The 19,298-nt window shown below is 75.9% G+C and carries 13 protein-coding genes and 1 tRNA gene; 8 read left to right on the plus strand and 6 right to left on the minus strand.

Features of this window, described 5'->3' with window-relative positions; genetic code table 11:
• Positions 1-168: 168 nt before the first annotated feature.
• The 3 genes from ACSUPT_RS20585 to ligD form a co-directional block, all read right to left on the minus strand.
• Positions 169-2,460, minus strand: a complete 2,292-nt coding sequence (locus ACSUPT_RS20585; protein WP_436945218.1) for a HEAT repeat domain-containing protein — start codon at positions 2,458-2,460, stop codon at positions 169-171.
• 275 nt (positions 2,461-2,735) lie between these two features.
• Positions 2,736-3,626 carry an ATP-dependent DNA ligase gene (locus ACSUPT_RS20590; protein WP_351965866.1) on the minus strand — a complete coding sequence of 297 codons (891 nt, stop codon included), beginning with the start codon at positions 3,624-3,626 and terminating at the stop codon, positions 2,736-2,738.
• Between the two features lie 20 nt (positions 3,627-3,646).
• On the minus strand, positions 3,647-4,540 hold the full coding sequence (gene ligD / locus ACSUPT_RS20595; protein WP_361658759.1) for a non-homologous end-joining DNA ligase: 894 nt from the start codon (positions 4,538-4,540) through the stop codon (positions 3,647-3,649).
• Positions 4,541-4,581: 41 nt separating this feature from the next.
• On the opposite strand from ligD, the gene ACSUPT_RS20600 reads away from it, so the two are divergent.
• From ACSUPT_RS20600 to ACSUPT_RS20625, 6 genes are all read left to right on the plus strand, one after another.
• Complete coding sequence (locus tag ACSUPT_RS20600) at positions 4,582-5,703, plus strand: Ku protein (protein WP_436945220.1); 1,122 nt, start codon at positions 4,582-4,584, stop codon at positions 5,701-5,703.
• 305 nt (positions 5,704-6,008) lie between these two features.
• Positions 6,009-7,964 (plus strand): trypsin-like peptidase domain-containing protein, encoded by a 1,956-nt coding sequence (locus ACSUPT_RS20605; RefSeq protein WP_436945222.1) that lies wholly within the window; start codon positions 6,009-6,011, stop codon positions 7,962-7,964.
• Positions 7,961-10,450: a tetratricopeptide repeat protein gene (locus tag ACSUPT_RS20610; RefSeq protein ID WP_436945223.1), complete on the plus strand. Its 2,490-nt coding sequence runs from the start codon at positions 7,961-7,963 to the stop codon at positions 10,448-10,450. The genes ACSUPT_RS20605 and ACSUPT_RS20610 overlap by 4 nt, the downstream gene beginning before the upstream one ends.
• Before the next feature lie 33 nt (positions 10,451-10,483).
• Positions 10,484-12,016, plus strand: a complete 1,533-nt coding sequence (locus tag ACSUPT_RS20615) for a VWA domain-containing protein (RefSeq protein WP_436945224.1) — start codon at positions 10,484-10,486, stop codon at positions 12,014-12,016.
• A 70-nt stretch (positions 12,017-12,086) separates the two neighbouring features.
• Complete coding sequence (locus ACSUPT_RS20620; protein WP_436945226.1) at positions 12,087-13,013, plus strand: hypothetical protein; 927 nt, start codon at positions 12,087-12,089, stop codon at positions 13,011-13,013.
• A complete protein-coding gene (locus ACSUPT_RS20625) occupies positions 13,010-14,329 on the plus strand; it encodes an ABC transporter substrate-binding protein (protein WP_436945227.1) in 1,320 nt (439 codons plus the stop codon). The genes ACSUPT_RS20620 and ACSUPT_RS20625 overlap by 4 nt, the downstream gene beginning before the upstream one ends.
• A gap of 12 nt (positions 14,330-14,341) precedes the next feature.
• Here ACSUPT_RS20625 and ACSUPT_RS20630 read toward each other — a convergent pair whose 3' ends face one another.
• Together ACSUPT_RS20630 and ACSUPT_RS20635 are read right to left on the minus strand one after the other, a co-directional pair.
• Positions 14,342-15,313: a type VII secretion protein gene (locus ACSUPT_RS20630; protein WP_351965809.1), complete on the minus strand. Its 972-nt coding sequence runs from the start codon at positions 15,311-15,313 to the stop codon at positions 14,342-14,344.
• A gap of 291 nt (positions 15,314-15,604) precedes the next feature.
• On the minus strand, positions 15,605-16,231 hold the full coding sequence (locus ACSUPT_RS20635; protein ID WP_436945228.1) for a hemerythrin domain-containing protein: 627 nt from the start codon (positions 16,229-16,231) through the stop codon (positions 15,605-15,607).
• Between the two features lie 642 nt (positions 16,232-16,873).
• On the opposite strand from ACSUPT_RS20635, the gene ACSUPT_RS20640 reads away from it, so the two are divergent.
• Positions 16,874-18,124 (plus strand): hypothetical protein, encoded by a 1,251-nt coding sequence (locus ACSUPT_RS20640; protein WP_436945229.1) that lies wholly within the window; start codon positions 16,874-16,876, stop codon positions 18,122-18,124.
• 255 nt (positions 18,125-18,379) lie between these two features.
• On the opposite strand, the gene ACSUPT_RS20645 is transcribed toward ACSUPT_RS20640, so the two are convergent.
• Positions 18,380-18,451 (minus strand) — tRNA-Arg (locus tag ACSUPT_RS20645).
• Positions 18,452-18,507: 56 nt separating this feature from the next.
• On the opposite strand from ACSUPT_RS20645, the gene ACSUPT_RS20650 reads away from it, so the two are divergent.
• On the plus strand, positions 18,508-19,032 hold the full coding sequence (locus tag ACSUPT_RS20650; RefSeq protein ID WP_436945231.1) for a response regulator: 525 nt from the start codon (positions 18,508-18,510) through the stop codon (positions 19,030-19,032).
• Positions 19,033-19,298 lie beyond the last annotated feature (266 nt).

The following is a 19,298-nucleotide window of genomic DNA, read 5'->3' on the forward strand; positions in this document are numbered from 1 at the left end:
ACCGTAGTCCGGGCACGTTGCGGCCGCCCCTCGGTGGTGTAACAGCCCGCCGACACCCCCGCCGGCGCGACACACCGTCCGCCCGGCGGCGCCACCCGGTCCGCGACGCGCCGCCGTCCGTCCGACGTGCCGTCGTCCAGGGCGCCGTCCGCCCGACGGACCGGGTGCTCAGTCCCGTCCCGTGTCGCCGAGGGCGCGGCGGCACAGGGCCAGCAGGCGCTCGTCCTCGTGGATGTCGTGGTCGCCGGTCACCCCGGCCGACACGTTGTGCCGCCGCGCACAGGCCAGTTCGGCGCGCAGCAGCGGGGCCGCGTCCGGCGCCTGGCGGTCGGCCGGGCCCAGCTCGGCGAGGCACTCCGCGATCTCCACGCGCGTGTGCCGGTTCTCCCGCCACGCCGCCAGCAGTACCGGAAGGGCCTCCCCGAGGTCCCCCGTCACCCGGCACAGCGCCGTCGCCGCGTCCACCCGCAGCCACACGTCCGGCGCCGTCAGGCAGGCCCGCAGCTCCGGCGCCGCCGCCCGCGCCGACCCGCCGAACGCGCCCACCGCCCACGCCGCCGACCGCCGCCCGTGCGCGTCCGGTGCCCGCAGCAGCGCGCGCAGCCTCGGCAGGACCGCCCCGGCGTCGCCCTCCACCGCCCACAGCGCCCGCGCCGCAGCCGTCACCGTCCCGGCCGAGGCGTCGTCCAGCAGTACGCGCACGTCCCCGGCGGCCTCCCGCGCGGCCGGGCCGAACGCGGCGACCGCCCGCAGCGCCGACTCCAGCACCCATTCGCGGCGGAACGCCGGCGCCCCGCGCAGCACCCGCAGCACCTCCGGCAGCGCCTCCACCGCCCGCAGCTTCGCCAGGGCCAGCAGCAGCGGCCCCGACTGCTCGCCCAGCTCGTCGTCGAGCGGCAGCGCGCCCAGCCTGCGGCGCAGCAGCGGCACCAGCACGCCGCCCGCCTCGCCCAGGTGGGGGAGGGCGTACAGCAGCTTGCCGTCCGGCTCCGGCTGCTCCAGCGCCCGCGCCAGCGCGGGAACCGCCCGCGCGTCGCCCGCCCGGGTCAGCGCCAGCAGCGCGCTCGCCGTACCGGGCCGGCCGCCCACCCAGTCGGGCGCCCAGGGTGCGGGGTCGGCGGCCACCCGCGCGGCCAGGTCGTCCGCCGCGGGCGCGGCCAGCCCGAACAGTCCCTCCAGCCAGCTCGCCGCGGCCGCCCGCAGCCTCGGCTCCGGGTCGCGCAGCTGCGCCCCGACAAGCCGCACCACCTCGTCGTACGCGCCGCGCCAGGTGCGCACGAGGCTGCCGCACATCCACACGGCGTCGGTCCGCTGCGCGCTGTCGGGGCTGCGCAACTGCGCGGTGACCAGGGCGATGCGGTCGTCCACCCGGTCGTCGAGGGCGCTGTGCAGGGTACGGAGCAGATCGTCCGCCCACGCGGTGCCGCGCCCGGCGCGCTGCTCCTCGCGCGGCTCCCGCAACTGGCCGACGAGCGTCGGTGCGGCGGGCCGCAGCTCGACCGGTTCCGCCGGTGGCACCGAGTGCACCGGAGCGGTCGGCGGGGTGCCGTCCCATCCGCCCGGGGAGGCCCAGGAGTTGGCTGAATTCCACAGGTTGGCGGGGCTGTTGGGGCCTCCGGCGGCCATTGCGGCACCCGCCCCGACGCCCGGACCGCTCGCCCCCGCCCCCGTACCGGCACCCGAACCGGCCGTACCGGCACCCGTACCCGGGGTGCGCGGTCCGGACCGGCGCAGCTCCGCGAGGAGCCGGGTCACCGTCGGCACCACGTCGTCGGGCAGCCGCCCCGGGGCGCACCTGGCCAGCTGGGCCAGCGCGGCCAGCCGCAGCGCGGGGTCCTGGGCGGCGCCCGACAGCCAGGCGAGCCAGCCCGCGGTCTCCTCGCGCAGGGACTCGTAGCGCAGGGCGATCCGGCCGACCGCCTCCACCAGCGCGAGCCGCACCTCCGAGTCCCGCTCGACGGTCAGCCGCTCCCGCAGCAGATCGCGCACCCGGACCGGGTCGCCGTGCAGGGAGGCCAGCGCGCCGGGGACCGCCAGCCGCACCTCCCGGTCCTCGTCACCGACCAGGCCCAGGAACACATCGGCGCCCGCGGCCACCGCGGCGGCGGCCATGGCGTAGTTGGCCGCGTCCTCGAACTCCTCGTCCTCCGGGTCGAGTTCCTGCAGCTCGTCGTCGCCGGACAGGTCGATGCCGCCGATGCTGGCGAGCAACTCCACGACGCAGCCCCGGTCCTGGACCTCCGGGCAGGCCACGAGCTCCAGCAGGAACGGGATGCAGGCCAGTGTGGAGTCGTACACATCGCCCTGGTGGTGGACCGTGCCGTACATCCCGTCGAGCGCCCGCTCGCGCTCCGCCGGGTCGTCGGACGCCAGTCCGCGCAGCAGCGCGGGCACGTCGTCGGCCGGGCCGTAGGCATGACCCAGCGAGGCCCAGTCGACCTCCTCGATCCCCGTGAACATGCCTTCCCTCCCCGTGAACCCCTGCACTTGGGGGCAATAGTGCACCACACCGGGGTCCGCGATGCCCCGGCAATCGGACACGCCCGGGACACGCGTCGGACACGTCTTCGTACGCCGCTTTTACGGATTCCTGCCCGCTCGCGGGCCGCCCGGACACCCGTTCGCGGACCGTCCTGACGTCGGGTCGCGCAGGCCGTCCGGGAGGGGCGCGGGACCGGCCGGCCGCTCCTGCACGCCGTGCCACTCCTTGCTCCCGGCGCGCGCCTGACGGTGCGTCAGGGAGGCGGCGGTTCCTTGAGGCGCAGGACCGTGGTGACCGTGTGCCGGGTGGTGCCCTGCGCGACCTCCGCCTCCAGCGCGGGCGGCACCGACCGGTAGGCGACCTCGCCCATGCCCACCGCCTGCGCCGTGCCGCCGCCCTCCGCCTCCGGCAGGCCGCGCAGCACGGCGCCCGCCTCGGTGCGCAGCCGGGGCGTGAGCGGGCTGGACACGACCGGGGTGTCGTCGTCCGGGAGGACCAGGACGAGCGCGGCGGGGCGCTCGCGCGGGCCGGTGAAGCCGATCACCACCGCGTCCCGCGTGTCCGTGTGCCGCAGCTTGCGCCACGCGCGGCGGCCCGGCTTGTACGGCTCGTCGAGCCGCTTCACCATCAGTCCCTCGATCCCGGCGGCCGTCAGCGTCTCGAACCAGTCCTCCGCCACGTCCGGGTCCGTGGTCACCGGCACCGCCTGGATCGGCGGGCCCAGCTCCGCCAGCAGCTCCTCCAGGCGCGCGCGCCGCCGGGTGTACGGGGCGGGGCGCAGGTCGGCGCCGTCCGCGGCCAGCACGTCGAAGGCGGCGTACGACGCGGGCAGCCGCCGCGCCAGCGCGGGCGCCCGGCCGGGGGTGGCCGCGGCGCGCCCCTGCACGGCCGCGAAGTCGATCCGGCCGCCCGACCAGACGACGACCTCCCCGTCCAGCACCGTGCCGTCCGGCAGGGCGCGGGCGGCCTCCGCGAGGTCCGGGAACGCGGCCGTGACCAGCCGCCCCGACCGCGCCTGGAGGACCACCTCGCCGGGCCCGCCCCGGAACATCACCATCCGGTGCCCGTCGAACTTGGGTTCGTACGCCAGGCGTCCCGGATCGCGCGGCAGGGTGCCGACCGTCTCCGCGAGCGCCACCCGCACGGGCGGCACGACGGGGCCCTTCACGACGCCCCGGGCAGCGGCCCCGCGTCCTCGTGCTCCACGAGCGGCCGCAGCAGGTCGCCGTACCGCTGCAGGCGCGGCCCGAGGTCGTCCAGCAGGAACACCAGCTGCGCCGGATCGCCGCACGCCTCGACCTCCTCCCACGTCAGCGGCGTGGAGACGGCCGGCAGCCGGCGGGCGCGCAGGGTGTAGGGGGCGGCGGTGGTCTTCGCGGCGGCGTTCTGGCTGTGGTCCACGAAGACCTTGCCGGGCCGCAGCGCCTTCGCCATCCGGTGCACGACGTGCCGGGGGTGCTCGGCCTCCGCCTCGACGGCGAGGCTCCTGGCGTACGCGGACACCTCCTCCGACGGCGTCGGCTCGACCGGCACGTACAGGTGCAGGCCCTTGGCGCCGGAGGTCTTGGCGTACGCGGTGAGGCCGTCGGCCGCGAGCCGCTCGCGCAGCCACAGGGCGACCCGGCAGCACTCGACCACGGTCGCGGGCGGGCCCGGGTCCAGGTCGAAGACGAGCCGGTCGGCGACGGCCGGGGCGGCGGCCCGCCACTGCGGCGTGTGGAACTCCACGACCAGGTTCGCCGCCCACATCAGCGACGGCAGGTCCTCGACCACGACCTGCCGGGCGCGCGGGTCCTCCGTGCGGGGGACGGGCGCCGTCCTCACCCAGTCGGGCGTGCCGGGCGGCGGGTTCTTGGTGAAGAACAGCTGCCCGTCGGGGCCGTCCGGGTAGCGCAGGAACGACAGGGGCCGGTCGCGCAGATGCGGCAGCAGCGCCTCGGCGACGACCGCGTAGTAGTGCAGGATCTCGCCCTTGGTGGTGCTCGTGGCCGGGTGGATGACCTTGTCCAGGTTGCTGAGCGCGAGGCGCCGCCCCTCCACCTCCGTGATCGGCGTCATAGGATGAGAATCCCACGATTTCGGGACGAAAGGGATGAACCGTGCGATCCATCTGGAACGGCGCTATCTCCTTCGGCCTTGTCAGCATTCCGATCAAACTGGTGAACGCGACCGAGAACCGCTCCGTCTCCTTCCGGCAGATCCACACCGCCGACGGCGGCCGCATCCGCTACCGCAAGGTGTGCGAGCTGGACGGCGAGGAGGTCTCGACGGCGGAGATCGGCAAGGCGTACGAGGAAGCCGACGGGACCATGATCCCGATCACCGACGAGGACCTGGCCGCGCTGCCGCTGCCGACGGCCAAGACCATCGAGATCGTCGCGTTCGTACCGGAGTCCGAGATCGACCCGCTCCAGCTGGACGCCGCCTACTACCTCGCGGCGAACGGCGTGCCCGCCGCCAAGCCGTACACGCTGCTGAGGGAGGCGCTCAAGCGCAGCGAACGGGTCGCCATCGCCAAGTTCGCGCTGCGCGGCCGCGAGCGGCTCGGCATGCTGCGGGTGGTGGACGACGTGATCGCCATGCACGGCCTGCTCTGGCCGGACGAGATCCGCCGGCCGGAGGGCGTCGCGCCCGACACGGCGGTCACGGTCCGCGACGCCGAGCTCGACCTCGCGGACGCCCTGATGGACACGCTCGGGGAGGTGGACATCAGCACCCTCCACGACGACTACCGCGAGGCGGTCGAGGAGCTGATCGCGGCCAAGGCGGAGGGCGCCGTGGAGGTCCCCGCGGAGGCCAAGCCGGAGAAGGGCGCGCAGGTCATCGACCTCATGGCGGCGCTGGAAAGCAGCGTGCGGGCCGCCCGCGAGGCCCGCGGCGAGGAGGCCCCGGCGGGGAAGGCCGAAGAAGGCGGGGAGGCCGCCGGGGACGAGGCCGCGTCCGTCACGGAGCTGCCCCGCCGGACGCCCCCGAAGGCCCCGGCGGCGCCCAAGGCGAGCGGCGGCCGCAAGTCCACGGCCAGAACCGCGAAGACGTCCGACGAGGAACCGGCCCGCAAGTCGACGGCGAAGAAGACCGCGGCGAAGCCCGCCGCGAAGAAGACGACGGCGAAGTCGGCGTCGAAGTCCGCGGCGAAGAAGACCACCGAACGCAAGACCTCCGCGGGCGGCGCGAAGAAGACGGCGGCGAAGAAGTCCGCCCCGCGCAGGAAGTCCGCCTAGCCCCGCTGCCGCCGCGTGGTCGGCGGCGCCCGCGAGGGGGCGGCACCGGCCCGAGCGCGGCGGCCGGTCGGTGGAAGGGCGGGGCGGCGGGGTGCCGCGCCGCGCAGCCGGCCGCCCCCGTACTCCGGGGCCGGCTCCACCCGCACCCGACGGGCGTCCGGGGGCGGCCCGCCCGCCCGGTGCGGCCGTCACCGCCTCGGCGGGATCGTGAACTCCCTTGTGCACCCCCGTACTCCGGGGCCGGCGGACACCGGGTCGCGTGACGACTATGGGGCGGAACGTGACCCGCGCGTATAGTGCCGACCATGGTGGCCGACGGGGGTATCAGCGCCGATCCTTCCTCGACAACCCCGCCGTGGGCGGTCCGCATCCGGTGGGCGAACGGCGAAATCGCCGGTGCGGGCGTTCTGTTGAGCCCCGATGCCGTCCTCACCTGCGCCCATGTCGTCCCACCCGGCTCGCACGTCACCGCCGAGTTCGTCGGCGCGCCCGGCCCCCGGGTGCCCGCCGTCACCGCCCGCGTGGACGAGGACGCGTACGTCCCCGAGACCCGCGACGCGGACGGCGACCCCAGCGGCGACGTCGCCCTCCTGCGCCTCGAACGGCCCAGGCCCGCCCACGAGACCGTCACCCTGCGCCGCCTGTCCGCCCCGCACCGCACGGTCCGCATGTACGGCTTCCCGCACGGGCAAAGCGGCGGCGTCTGGCTGCGCGCCGCCATCGTCGGCGGCTGCGGACGCGACGGGCAGGTCCGGCTCGGCCCGCGGACCCCCGGCGGACTCGCCGGTCCCGGATGCGGCGGCGCGGGCGTCGTCGACGATCTGACGGGCGAGGTCATCGGCATCGTCCTCACCAACGTGCGCGACCGGCACGGCAACGCGTTCTCGTTCATGAGCCCCGCCGAGACGATCGTCCGGCACCTGCCGCGGGTCGCCCGCTGGACGCGCGGCCCCGCCGCCGTCGACGACCGGCTCCGCTCCCGCACCGACGGCACGCCGCCCGCACCGGCCCTCGACGAGCCGTACGCCCAGCGCCTCGCCGCCTGGCTGCGCGGCGACGGCGACCAGGTGAAGATCAGCCTCGTACGCCCCTCGCAGCACGCCCGCTCCGCGACCCTGCTGCGCGCCATCACCCTCGCCGACCGGGAGTTACGCACCTCGGCCTCCGTCGACCGGGCCTCCCTCGACGCGCCCGGCACGGTCCCCTCGGCGGGCGGCCACGACCTGGCCGTCGACGTCACCGGCGCCACGGCGGCCGAGACCGCCGAACGGGTCGCCGAACGCATGGGCCTGTGGCGGCACCACACCGACCCCGCGGACCGCGCCGTCGAGCGGATCAGGACCGGCGGCGTCCCCCTCACCCTCGTCGTCGTCGGCGTCGACCAGGCCGCCGACCCGCCCGCCCTCCTCGACCTCCTCGCCGTGCTGCGGGAGCGCGGCTGCCGCCTCCTCCTCGTCTTCCGCGACACCGGCCCCGTCCACGCGCGCGCCCGCGACGTCCTGGTCGACGGACCCGGCCGGGAGCGCCGCGCCCGGCTCGTCGCCCGGCTGCGCGAGCTGACCGGACCGCTCGCCGCCTCCCTGGGCGAGGCCATGGCGACCGTACGGGCGGACGACCCCGCCGCCGTCCACGACGCCCTCTACCGGGCAGGCGCCGCCCTGCACCTGCTCACCGCCGCCGACCGCCGGGCCGGACCCGCCACGGGCCACGGCGCCGGCCCCGGCGCGGACCCCGCGACGGCGGACCCGCCCGGACGCCCCGCCGACGTGACCGACCTGGCCGCGTACGAGCGGCTCGCCGACCGGCTCGGCGCCCGCCTGCACGCCGCGGCCGGCCGCCTGGAGGCGCTGCGCCGCCGCCGGGGCGAACTCCTCGGCCGCCTCGACGGCTACCACGCCCTCCACCGGAGCCTCACGCAGGGCGCCGAGGACCTGGACGCCGACGCCCTCTACCGGCGCGCGCACCGGCTGCTGCGCGCCCGACCGTGCGATGTGCGCGCCGCGGAGGAGGCCGTGGAGGCGTACACGGCCCTGGTCGAGCGCGCCGACCCGGCGACGGCCCGCCACGACGCGGCCCGGCACGATCCCGCGACGGCCCGCCACGACGCCGCCCGCCACGACGCGGCCGGCCACGACGCGGCCCCGCACGGCGGGCCCGGACAGGTCGCGGATACGGCCGGAGGCGGCGCGGCCGCCTGCGGGCGGGAAGAGGCGGGACCCGGCCGGAACCGGCGGGAGAGGGGAGGTGCGGAGCCGTCATGACGACCACCGCGCCCAGACCCTGCGGCAGGCCCGGCTGCGCCGGCACCGTCATGGTCACCGGCTTCTGCGACACCTGCCACCGGCTGGCCCTCCCCGCGGCCCCGCCCGCCTCCGCGCCCGCGCCCGCCCCCGCACCCGGGCCCGCGGTCCCGCGTCCGCGACCGACCGGGCACCGGCCGAGTGCCTCCTCACCAGGCACACCCGCCTCACCCGCCACCCCCGCCGCCGCATCCCCGCCGACCCCGCCGACCCCGCCGACCCCGCCGGCCCCGGCCGCCTCGTCCACCGCGCCCGCCCCGCTGGACCGCGACGGCCTCGTCCTCCTCCCGCACGTCGACGCCCCCGCGCCCGCCGTCGCCGCGAGCACCACCGCGCGCCCGCCCTCCGGAGGCCGCCGCTGCGGCTTCGAGAACTGCACCGGCACCATCGGCGTCGCCTACGACGGCGGCCCCGCGCCCGACCACGGGTTCTGCCCCGAATGCGGCCGCCCGTACTCCTTCGAGCCCCGCCTCCGCCCCGGCGACACCGTCGGCGGCCACTACCGCGTCCTCGGCTACCTCGCGGCCGGCGGCCTCGGCTGGGTCTACCTCGCCGAGGACACCAAGGTCCCCGACCACCTCGTCGTCCTCAAGGGCCTCATCAACACCAGCGACGCCGTCGCCCGCCGCTCCGCCGTCGAGGAGCGCCGCTCGCTCACCACGCTCCACCACCGCGACATCGTCCGCATCATCACGTACGTCCAGCACCAGGCGCCCGGCGACGACGAGCCGACCGGCTACATCGTCATGGAGTACATCGCCGGCCGCTCCCTCGCCTGGCTGCGGCACGCGTCCGACGAGGAGCTGACCGCGCTCTTCGGCCGCCCCTTCGGCATCGACCATGTGATCACCTACGGCTGCAAGATCCTCGGCGCGCTGGAGTACCTCCACGACCAGGGCCTCCTGTACTGCGACATGAAGCCCGACAACGTCATCCACTACGGCCGCGACATCAAGGTCATCGACCTCGGCGCCATCCGCCGCGCCGACGACCGCACCTCCGGCCTCGTCTACACCCGCGACTACGCCCCGCCCAAGCGGGAGCGCGACGAACGCGGCTTCCACGTCGACAGCGACCTGTACACGGTCGGCCGCACCCTCCAGGCGCTCGCCGTCCGCGCCGCCCCCGCGTCCGGGCTCGCCGCCCGCTCGTTCGACGCGCTGGTCCGCCGCGCCACCCACCCGGAGCCGGCCGCCCGGTTCACCTCGGCCGCCGAGATGTCCCGCCAGTTGTGGGAGGTGCTGCGCGAGCACCAGGCCCTGACCTGGCACGAGCCGTACCCGGAGCGCTCCACCCGGTTCACGCCCACGGGCGCGCTGTTCGGCGCCGCGCTCGGCACCGCCCCGGACCTCGCCCACTGGGCCGCCGCCCCGGACGGGCCCCGCGCCCTGCCCGTGGCCGCCCCCGAGCCGGCGGAGGCCGTGCGGGGCCTGCCCGTACCGATCCCCGACCCGGACGACCCGGCCGCCGTGCTCCTCGGCGGGCTCGCCGCGCGCAGCCCCGAGCGCGTCGCCGAACAGGCCGCGCAGGACCCGGCGCTGGGCACCGCGGAGGCCGCGCTGTGGCTGTGCCGCGCGTACGCGCGCGGGGGCGCCCCCGACGAGGCCGGGCGCTGGCTGGAGGAGGCGCGGCGGCGGGGCGCGGGCGCGTACGACTGGCGGGTCTCCTGGCACCGGGGGCTCGTACGGCTGGCGGAGAGCCAGGTGCGGGCCGCCGAGGAGGAGTTCGCCGCCGTGTACGCGGCCCTGCCCGGCGAGTGGGCGCCCAAGCTGGCGCTCGGCTACTGCTCCGAGTACCTCGGCGCCGACGAGGAGCGGACCCGCGACTACTACGAGGCCGTGTGGCAGCGCGACCGTACGCAGGGCAGCGCGGCCTTCGGCCTGGCGCGGGTCCGGCTGCGCGGCGGCGACCGGGAGGGCGCCGTCGCCGTACTGGACGGCGTCCCCTCGACGTCCCGCCACCACGACACGGCCCGCGTCGCCGCGGTGCGCGCCCTCGCCGGACGGCTGCCGGGCGCCGGGGCCGCGCACGGCACGGGCACGGACCCGGCGGGCGCCCCCGGGACACCGGCCGGGGACGGCGGGCCGAGCGCCGCCCACCTGCGGGAGGCCGCCGGGCGGTTCGCGGAGCTGGCCCGGACCGGCGAGATCGGCGAGGCCCGCGACCGGCTGCTCGCCGAACTGCGCGAGAGCGCCCTCGACTGCCGGCCGCCCGGCGGATGGGGGCCCGGCTTCCCGGCGGGCGAGGTGTTCGGCGACGAGGACAGCGTCCCGGCGCTGAGCCGGCTGCTCTCCCGCTCCCTGCGGGCCCTCGCCGATCAGGCGCGGGACGCCGGCCCGCCGGGCGGCGATCTGCGCGGCGACCTGCTCGACCGGTCGTACGCGGTCCTCCCGCCGCCGCGGCTGCGGCTCGTACCGGCACGGCCGCGGGGGAAGAGACAAGGCTGAGGCGCCCACACGCGACGAGGGGAACGCGAGGACATGACGCCGGGAAGCACAGGGGACGGCACGGCGGGGACGACGGCCGGCCTGGAGATCAGCCAGTGGAAGTACCTGTCGGCACAGACCCGCGAACAGGAGATGCACGCGGTGCTCACCGTCCGCGTGAACGGCACCGGACGCCAGGCGCGGTCCGGCGCCGCGGCCGGAACCGGAGACACCGGATCAGCGAGCCCCGGAGCGGAGGGTGCCGGTACCGCGGCGGCCGGCCTCCTCGCCCAGGTGCTGGTCGTGGACTGCTCCGGCTCCATGACCTGGCCGCAGGAGAAGTTCCGCGCCGCCCGCCAGGCCGCCGCCGCAGCCATCCGCATGCTGCCGCCCGGCACGCCGTTCGCCGTCGTCCAGGGCACCGAGGACGCCGCCATGGTCTACCCGCAGCAGGAGCGGATGGCCCGCGCGTCCGCCGGCCGGCGCCGCGGCGCCGAGTCCGCCCTGCACCGGCTGGTCGCGGGCGGCGGCACCTGCATCGGCGCCTGGCTCGACCTGGCCGGCCGGCTCCTCGACGCACAGGGCGCGCCCATCGGCCACGTCCTGCTCCTGACGGACGGCAAGAACGAGCACGACCACGCCATGCCGCTCGACGCCGTACTGGACACCTGGGAAGGCCGGTTCGTCTGCGACGCCTGGGGCATCGGCGACGGCTGGGACGCCCGCGAACTGCTGCGCGTCACCCGCCGGCTGCACGGCAGCGCCGGAGCCGTACGGGAGGAGTCCGCGCTGCCCGGCGAGTACGAGAAGCTCACCGCCCGGCTGCTCACCAAGACCGTCCCCGAGCTGACCGTCGAGGTCACGCCCGTGCCCGGCGCCCGCGTGCGGTACCTGAAGCAGGTGTTCCCCACGGAGGCCGACCTGGAGCCCGCGGGCCCGCCCGGCCCCGGCGGCACCCTGCGCTACACCACCCGCGCCTGGGGCGACGAGACCCGCCGCTACCACCTGTGCCTCGCCGCCGACCCGACCGGCCGGCCCCGCCGCGAGGACCTGCAACTGGCCGTCGTCGCCCTCGCGGCACCCGCCGCCGAGCGCGGCCTGCGCCTGCCGCCGCCCCTGCCCTGCGTCGTCCACTGGACGGACGACCCGGCCCTGTCCCGGCACACCGACACCCAGGTCGCCCACTTCCAGCTGTACGGGGAGCTCGGCCAGGCCGTCGCCGCCGCGGCCGACGCCTACCGCGGGGGCGACCACCGGGCAGCCGAGCAGCACCTCGGCCGGGGCGTCCGGCTCGCCCACACGGTCGGCGCCGCCCGCCCGCTCGCCGACCTCCGCCGGCTCGTGCACATCGAGGACGCGGCCACCGGACGGGTGCGGCTGCGCCCCGACCTCGCCCCCGTCGACTTCGAGCACCTCATCACCGCGAGCAGCCACAGCACCTACGGCCCCGAGCAGGACGAGGACGACCCGCTCGGCGCACCGGGCGCCGCCACGGCCACGGTGGCCTGCCCGGCGTGCGACGGCCGGGCCCCGGCCGCGGCCCGCTTCTGCCCCCGCTGCGGCCACGCCCTGAGGGAGCGGCCGTGAGCGCCACCGGCACCCCGCCCCCGGGAGCGGCCGCGGGCACCACCGACACCCCGCGTCTCCGGGAGCGGCCGTGAGCACCACCGCGCACGACCTGCGGGTCCGCGTCACACTCCTGGTGGCCCTCGGACTGGCCACGACGCTCGTCCTGTTCGGCGCGTACCGGGCCGTCCACGACGACGCGGCGCGCCTGGCCGGGGCCAGTTCGCCCGGAGTGCTCGCCGTCGACACGGCCAGGTCCGCGCTGGGCCTGGCCCGCGCCGCCGTCCCCGAGGCCGGCCTGGAGGGCGCGGGCACCGGGGCCTTCCAGACGCGGGTGTCCGTCGCCCACCAGGCGCTCGCGCTCGCCGCGTCCGAGAACGTCACCGGCATCGAGGGCCGCCGCACCCTCCAGACGGTCACCGGCCTGATCGCCGTCTACTCCGGATGGGTCGAGCAGGCCCACCGCGAACCGGCCGGCTCCCCGCTGCGCACCGCGTACCTCCACTACGCCGACCGCGTCCTGGACGCGCCCGGCACGGACGAGGACATCATGGGCCGGCTCGACGAACTGCGGGCCCGGCAGCTGGCCGTGGCCGACCGGCAGGCGGCGCTCGGGACGCCGCTGACCCTCGCGTGGGCGGCGGCGGCCGCGCTGTTCACCGCCCTGTGCGCGGCGCTGTGGGAGGCCCAGCGGTTCACCCGCCGCCGGTTCCGCGCCCTGGCCGACGCGCCGATGCTGGCCGCGGCGGCGCTGTGGGCGGCGGGCGCCGCGACGCTGGCGTGGCTCACGCTGCGCACGCGCGGGGCGACGGCGGAGGCGCTGCGCGAACTGAGGGGCGAGCCGACCGGCGACGGCATCGCCACGGCGGGCGCGCGGGTCGCCGCACACCTGGCCGACGTGGACGTACGGGCGGCGGCGTCCGACTGGATACTCGTGGGAGGGGTGGCCCTGGTGGCCCTGTCCGTGAGCGGCCTGCTGCCGCGCATCGCCGAGTACCGCGCCGGGACGCGCCGATGAGCGGCGGGGGAGCGGGGGAGCGGACGGGCGGCGGCCGGGCGGGCGCGCGGCCGGGGGGCCGGGCCGGGGCGCCGCCGCGCGGCAGGCGGCGTACGTACGCGATCGTGGCGCTGTGCCTGTCGCTCCTCGCGGCGGGCGTGGTCGCCGGGGTGGAGTGGGCGCGCCGCTGGGAGGGCTCGGTGACGCTGCTGGGCAACTGGACCGGCGGCGACGAGGAGCGGTTCCGGCGCCAGGTGCTGGAGCCGTTCGAGCGGGAGCACCGCATCCGGGTGGTGTACCAGGGCAGTTCGGCCGAGAGCCAGGTGCTGGCCGCCGACGTGGAGGCGGGCACGCCCCCGGACGTGGTCGTCATGCCGGGCCCGGGGGAGCTCGCCGCGTACGCCCGGCAGGGCAGGCTCAAGCCGCTGGACGGCCTGTTCGACCCGGACCACTACGACCCGATGTGGGCGCCCGAACTGGCGGGCGCCGTCCACTGGGTGCCGGTGAAGGCCGACCTGAAGAGCATGGTGTGGCACCCGGGCGCCCTCACGGAGGCCGAGGCCGCGCGGATCGCGCGGGACCCGGGGGAGTGGTGCCTCGCCCTGGAGTCCGGCGCCACGTCCGGCTGGCCGGGCACCGACTGGGTGGAGGACGTGCTGCTCCAGCAGGCGGGCTGGGAGACGTACCAGAAGTGGGCGACGGGCCGGCTGCCCTGGACGGACGGGGCCGTGCGCAGGGCGTGGACGACGTGGGGCGACCTCGTCGGCGCGGGCGACCGGCGGCGCGTGGAGCGCGCGCTGCTCGCCAACTACGCCGACCCGTGGGGCGGTTCGCGCCCGGCGTGCAGGACGGAGCGGCTGGAGCACCAGGCGGCGTTCGTCCGGTCGGGCGCGCACTGGACGGCGGCGCGCGGCACGTACGTCCACTCCAGGGCCGTGGTGCCGGGCGCCCGGCGGGACCTGACGGCCTGGGAGGTGTCGGGCGACCTGGCGGCCATGCTGCGGGACACCCCCGAGGCGCGGGCGCTGATCCGGCACCTCGCGGACCCGGGCACCGCGCAACTGGGCTTCACCGCCAACAGGGCGGTGCCGGCGGGGCGGTACGACGCCGACCCCATGGCGGGCCGCATCGACGCGACGCTGCGCGGCCGGGGCACGATGCGCTGCTGGGACGCCAGCGACGCGATGCCGCCGGCCATGCGGGACGCCTTCCACCAGGCGGCGCTGCGGTTCCTGGTGGCCCCGCGGGAGCTGCCGGAGCGGCTGGCGGTCCTGGAGGAGGTGCGCTCACGCCACAAGGACGCGGCGTGGCTGCCGACGGTGTGCGGCAACGGCTGAGCGCACCGGCGGCTACCGCAGCCCCAGGGCGCGGCGCAGGGCCGTACCGGCGAGCTCGACGGCGGCGTCGTTCGTGGCGCGGGCCAGACGGGCGGGGTGGATGGGGCCGCCCTGGGCGAGATGGCGGTCGTACGGCAGCGGGAGCACGGTCACGCCCGGCTCGCGCAGATGGGCGACGGCCGTCTTCAGATCGAGGGTCATGTCCGGGGCGTTGGAGGTCAGGACGACGACGGTGCTGTCGATGGCGCGCCGGTGCGGCAGCCCGCCGAGCCAGTCGAGGACGACGCGGGTGCCGCCCACGCCCTCGGCGGTGCGCGGCGCGACGATGACCCGGGCGTGGGCGGTGTCCATGGCCGTACGGGCGACCTCGCCGGGCAGGGTCTCGCAGTCGACGACGGTGACGGCGAAGTGGCGGCGCAGCGCGAGGGAGACGGTCCGGTACGTGGGCACGTCCAGCGGCGGCCCGACGCGGCCCTGGCTCGCGGGGAGCAGCCAGCCGCCGTCGGTGACCGGCACGAGGTAGCCGGTGATGTCGTTCAGGTCCATGCGCGGCGTCAGGATGCGGGCGAGCTCCGGGCAGGACCACCGTACGGACGGGGCGCCCATGCGCACGGCGAGCGTGCCGAGCGCGGCGTCGGCCTCCAGGGTGAGCACGGGGTCGGGCCGCAGCCGCGTGAACGTACGCCCGAGGAGCGCGGCGACCGTGGACTTGCCCACCCCGCCGCGGATGGACGTGACGGCGATGACGCGGCCGCTGGGCACGGGCAGCCGTACCTCGCACCCGGCGGGGCCGTGCGGTGCGGCGGCGTCCTTGGCGGCGGAGCCGGCGAGCCCGCGCAGCGACTCGGCGACGCGCCGCGCGGCGGAGTCGCCGTGCTGGGGTTGGCCCAGGGCGGAGGCGAGCCGCGCGTCGACGGTGGGCACGGACTCGGGCGCGGGCAGCGGCACGTAGGGCCTGCGCATCAGATGGTCGCCGCGCGTCATGCGGCACCTCCCGTGAGCGGCGCCCGCGGGGGACGCGGCCCCGCACCACCCGGAAGGCCACCGCCCATCCGCCGCCCGCCCCCCGGCTCCAGTCCGCGCGCACCCCGTATCAGGCCCACTGCACTCACGCGTTCGAACCTACCATCGGGGACGCGTGGTTGAACGGCGCGGAAAAAGCCGCCGCCGGCAACGCCGGCGACGGCAATCCCCTGAACCCCGTACGAACCCCTCAGCCGCCCCCGCCCGACACCGCTCCACGCACCGCGGATCCACTCCGCCCGCACACCCCCGTCAGGCGTTGCCGCCGCCGGCCTCCCGCACCTGCTCGGCGAGCTCGTCCTTGTTCATGTGGGAGCGGCCCTCGACGCCCAGCTCGCGGGCCTTCTCGTACAGCTCGGCACGCGTCATGCCGCTGCCGCCGTTGTCGCTGCCGCTGCTGCCGCGCTGCTCGGCGGGCCGGCCGTCACCCGTGTGGACGGCGGTGCCGGCGAGCTCCTCGGACCGCTGCCCGGCGAACTCCAGGCCCAGCTGCCGCAGCCGCTCCGCGTCGAGGGCCTCCCCGAGCGCGGGCAGCAGCTCCTGCTCCTCCTCCTGGACGTGATGGCGTACGGCGCTGATCCACTTCTCCAGCTCCTGGTCGAACTCTTCGCTCTCCCAGTCCAGCTCCAGCAGGTGCTTGCCCATGTGCTCCGCCTCGTGGTGCTCCTCCGTGGCGTGCTGGGCCTCCTCCTTCTCCCCGGCCTCCTTGGCGAGAGCCGGGTACACGTACTCCTCCTCGGCGCGGCTGTGCGCCTCCAGCATGGCGACGGCGAGGGGCAGCGCCAGCGGCCGGGAGCTCTTCTCCTTCTTCATCATGTCGAAGAGGCGTTCCAGCTCACGGTGGTCAGTCTTGATCATCGTGATGACGTCATCGGCCATGGCGAAACCTTTCGCGTCCAGCAAGGTCAACGGTGCCGTGAGCGGGTTTCCCGATTCCCCCAGAAAATGCACCCCACCTCCCACTCTCCCCCCAAACGCACCAAAGCGTCCGTGTCGTGGCGCATGACCGTGACATTCCGCCGCAGCGCGGACGACTGCCAGTCCGAGCGGAGCGACCTGCCGCCACCACACGAGCCGGCCGGCGCGCCGCCTCCTGCCGGTCGGGCAGGTGGCGCGGGCCGAGGGGCCGGCGTTCTGAGGCATCCGTTCGGTGAGGACGTGGTGGCCGTTCGGGTCCTTGGCGGTTGGCGGCGGAACAGACCGTCACAGTGGTGATCGTCCCGATAGTGTGAAGGCGGCTGAGCGGGGCTCTCGGACGGTGTCCTAGCCGGCCCTGTTCACCACCTGAACGGATCGACCAGCCCGCCAGCGCGTGCAGCGGCGGCGCCTCGCCATCCTCCCGAGCCCGGGGTCGAGCGAGTGCGGCACCGAGCGCAGCACGGCCTCGTCCTCGCCGAGCACCACCACCGCATGACGCGCCCGACCGCATGACGCGCGCCTGGGGGAGCGGCGGGCGCCGACGACTACACCTGTGCCCTCGCCGGGGAGAGCCCGGTCCGGGGCGGCTCGAAAGGAGCGACCATGGAAGGCGAGATCGAGCTGATCAGGGACGGCGACGGCCTGGCGGTGATCGGGGATCACGCGACCGTCGAACGCTTCCTCGTCTCCGAAGGGCTGTCCTCGAAGGACCTCGCTCCGCGACGGTTCCGGTCGGCCCTCGGTAGCGCGGCCGGAGCCGCGCAGGCGGGTTCGGACATCGCGGCCGGCTCAGGGCGCTGGGTGAAGCTGACCAGGGAGTCCGCGCGGCGCGTCGACCAGTACGGGCTCCGGGAAAGCGCCACGACGGGCCTCAGCACGGGCGTTCTCAAGGGGGACCGGGGGCGGATCAAGGGGTTCGTCGAATTCGCGAAGAGCCCCGGGCCGCTGCGGACCAACCCGGCGACTCTGGCCAATGTCGCGGCGGTCATGGCGCAGCTCGCGATGCAGCAGGCCATGGACGAGATCACGGACTATCTCGCCGCGATCGACGAGAAGGTCGACGACGTGCTCCGCGCCCAGAAGGACGCCGCGCTGGCGGACATGGTCGGGGCGGAGTTCGTGATCGAGGAAGCGATGACCATCCGGGAGCAGGTGGGGCGAGTCTCCGAGATCACGTGGTCGAAGGTGCAGAACACGTCGGAGACGATCGCGAGGAGCCAGGCCTACGCGCTGCGTCAACTCGACGCATTGGCGGGGAAGATGGAGAGCAAGGCCAAGATCGGCGAGCTGGCCGAGGCGGCCAGGCGGACCGAGCTCAAGGCCCAGGAGTGGCTCGCCGTTCTCGCTCGATGCTTCCAACTGCAGGACGCGGTCGCCGTACTCGAACTCGACCGGGTACTGGACGCGGCTCCGGAAGAGCTGAACCGGCACCGCCTCGGGATACGGATCGCCCGGCAGAACCGGCTGGAGCTCATCGCGCGGAGCACCGAGCGTCTGGTGGCCCGGATGTACGCCGCCGCCGAAGCGGCCAACGCGAAGGTGCTGCTGCACCCGACCAAGTCACCGGCCGTGGTCCGGTCGAGCAATGAGGTCGTGACCGGCGTCCTTGACTTCCATGCGCGGCTCGGCATCGAGTCGGGTCACCAGTCGTCGGAGGCACGACGTTGGGCGGCCGCAGCGGCGGAGATCAGGGACAAGGCGCTTGAGACGGGGGCGAAGGGCGTCGGTGCGGCAAAGAGCTTCGGCAACGAGGCCCTCGACCGAGCCGGTTCGGTGAGGAACAAGCTCGCCGACGGCATCACCGAACGAGTGCGCCGCCGACGAGCAGGCGAGGAACACGACACTGAAGACTGAGCGCTGACCGGCCGCCCACACGCACGTGGGCCGGCCGCACGAGCGCATCTCCCGGCTGCAGGACCGTCCGTTGGAGACCTCGCATGCGGCCCAGACGGGGGCGTCCACTGCGACGAAGGGCGCCGACGATGGGATCACGCAGCCGAGTGCGCGATCCGGAGACGGGGTCGACTCAGCATCTCCTCCGGATGGGCACAAGAAAGGCGCCGACCGGCATCTCTGCTGGCCAGCGCCTTGATGGCACTTCTCGCGAAGTGCCCCCGGCAGGATTCGAACCTGCGCACACGGCTCCGGAGGCCGTTGCTCTATCCCCTGAGCTACGGGGGCGTCCGCCGGTGTTTCGCGGCGACGGGTAGAACCCTACCAGCTCTCGGAGGGTGCCTGTGAACAGGGATTTCCGTCTGTCGGGTGGTCGGGGTCCCCCGCAAGGGGCAGAAGTGGCGAAAACCGGGACGCGGGGGTGGGGCGGGACCTACTCTCGAGTTGTGTCAGGCGTCTCCGGTCGGGTGCTGGTTGTGGACGACAACCGGGTCATCCGGCAGCTGATCAGGGTCAACCTCGAGCTTGAGGGCTTCGAGGTCGTGACCGCGGCCGACGGTGCCGAATGTCTGGAAGTCGTCCATGAGTTCCAGCCCGACGTGATCACGCTCGACGTGGTCATGCCGCGGCTGGACGGGTTGCGCACCGCCGCCCTGCTCCGCGCCGACGAGCGGACCCGTCATCTGCCGGTCGCCATCATCAGCGGGTGCGACCAGGACGAGGTGGCCCAGGGGCTGGAGGCCGGCGTCGACGCCTTCCTCCCCAAGCCCTTCGAGCCCACCCAGCTCGTCGAGCTGGTACGCGGGCTCCTCCTGCCCCCGATAGACGGCCGTCCCGGCACCGGACGGACGGGTACCAGCCAGGGGTGAGCGGGCGAGCCGTCGTGTCGGTGGGTGTCCTGGAGCCGGCAGCCTCATGACGCCGGGCAGAGCCATCCGCCGGAGTGGATCCATGGGTCCGGGCAGTGCCGTGGTGCCGGGACCAGGCGTAGCAGCGGGGTGCGCCGCCGGGCCGGGTGCCGTGGGCGCGCGTGTGGCTGCGGCCTCGGCGTGGGGGTGGTCGGTGTGGACACCGGAGGGGTGGTGCGGGCGGTGGCGGGTGACCGTATCGCGAAACCGGTTCGCGTTCCCTCCCC

Origin of the sequence: Streptomyces sp. SudanB25_2051 (genome assembly GCF_964272635.1) — a bacterium.
Classification (GTDB): Bacteria; Actinomycetota; Actinomycetes; order Streptomycetales; family Streptomycetaceae; genus Streptomyces.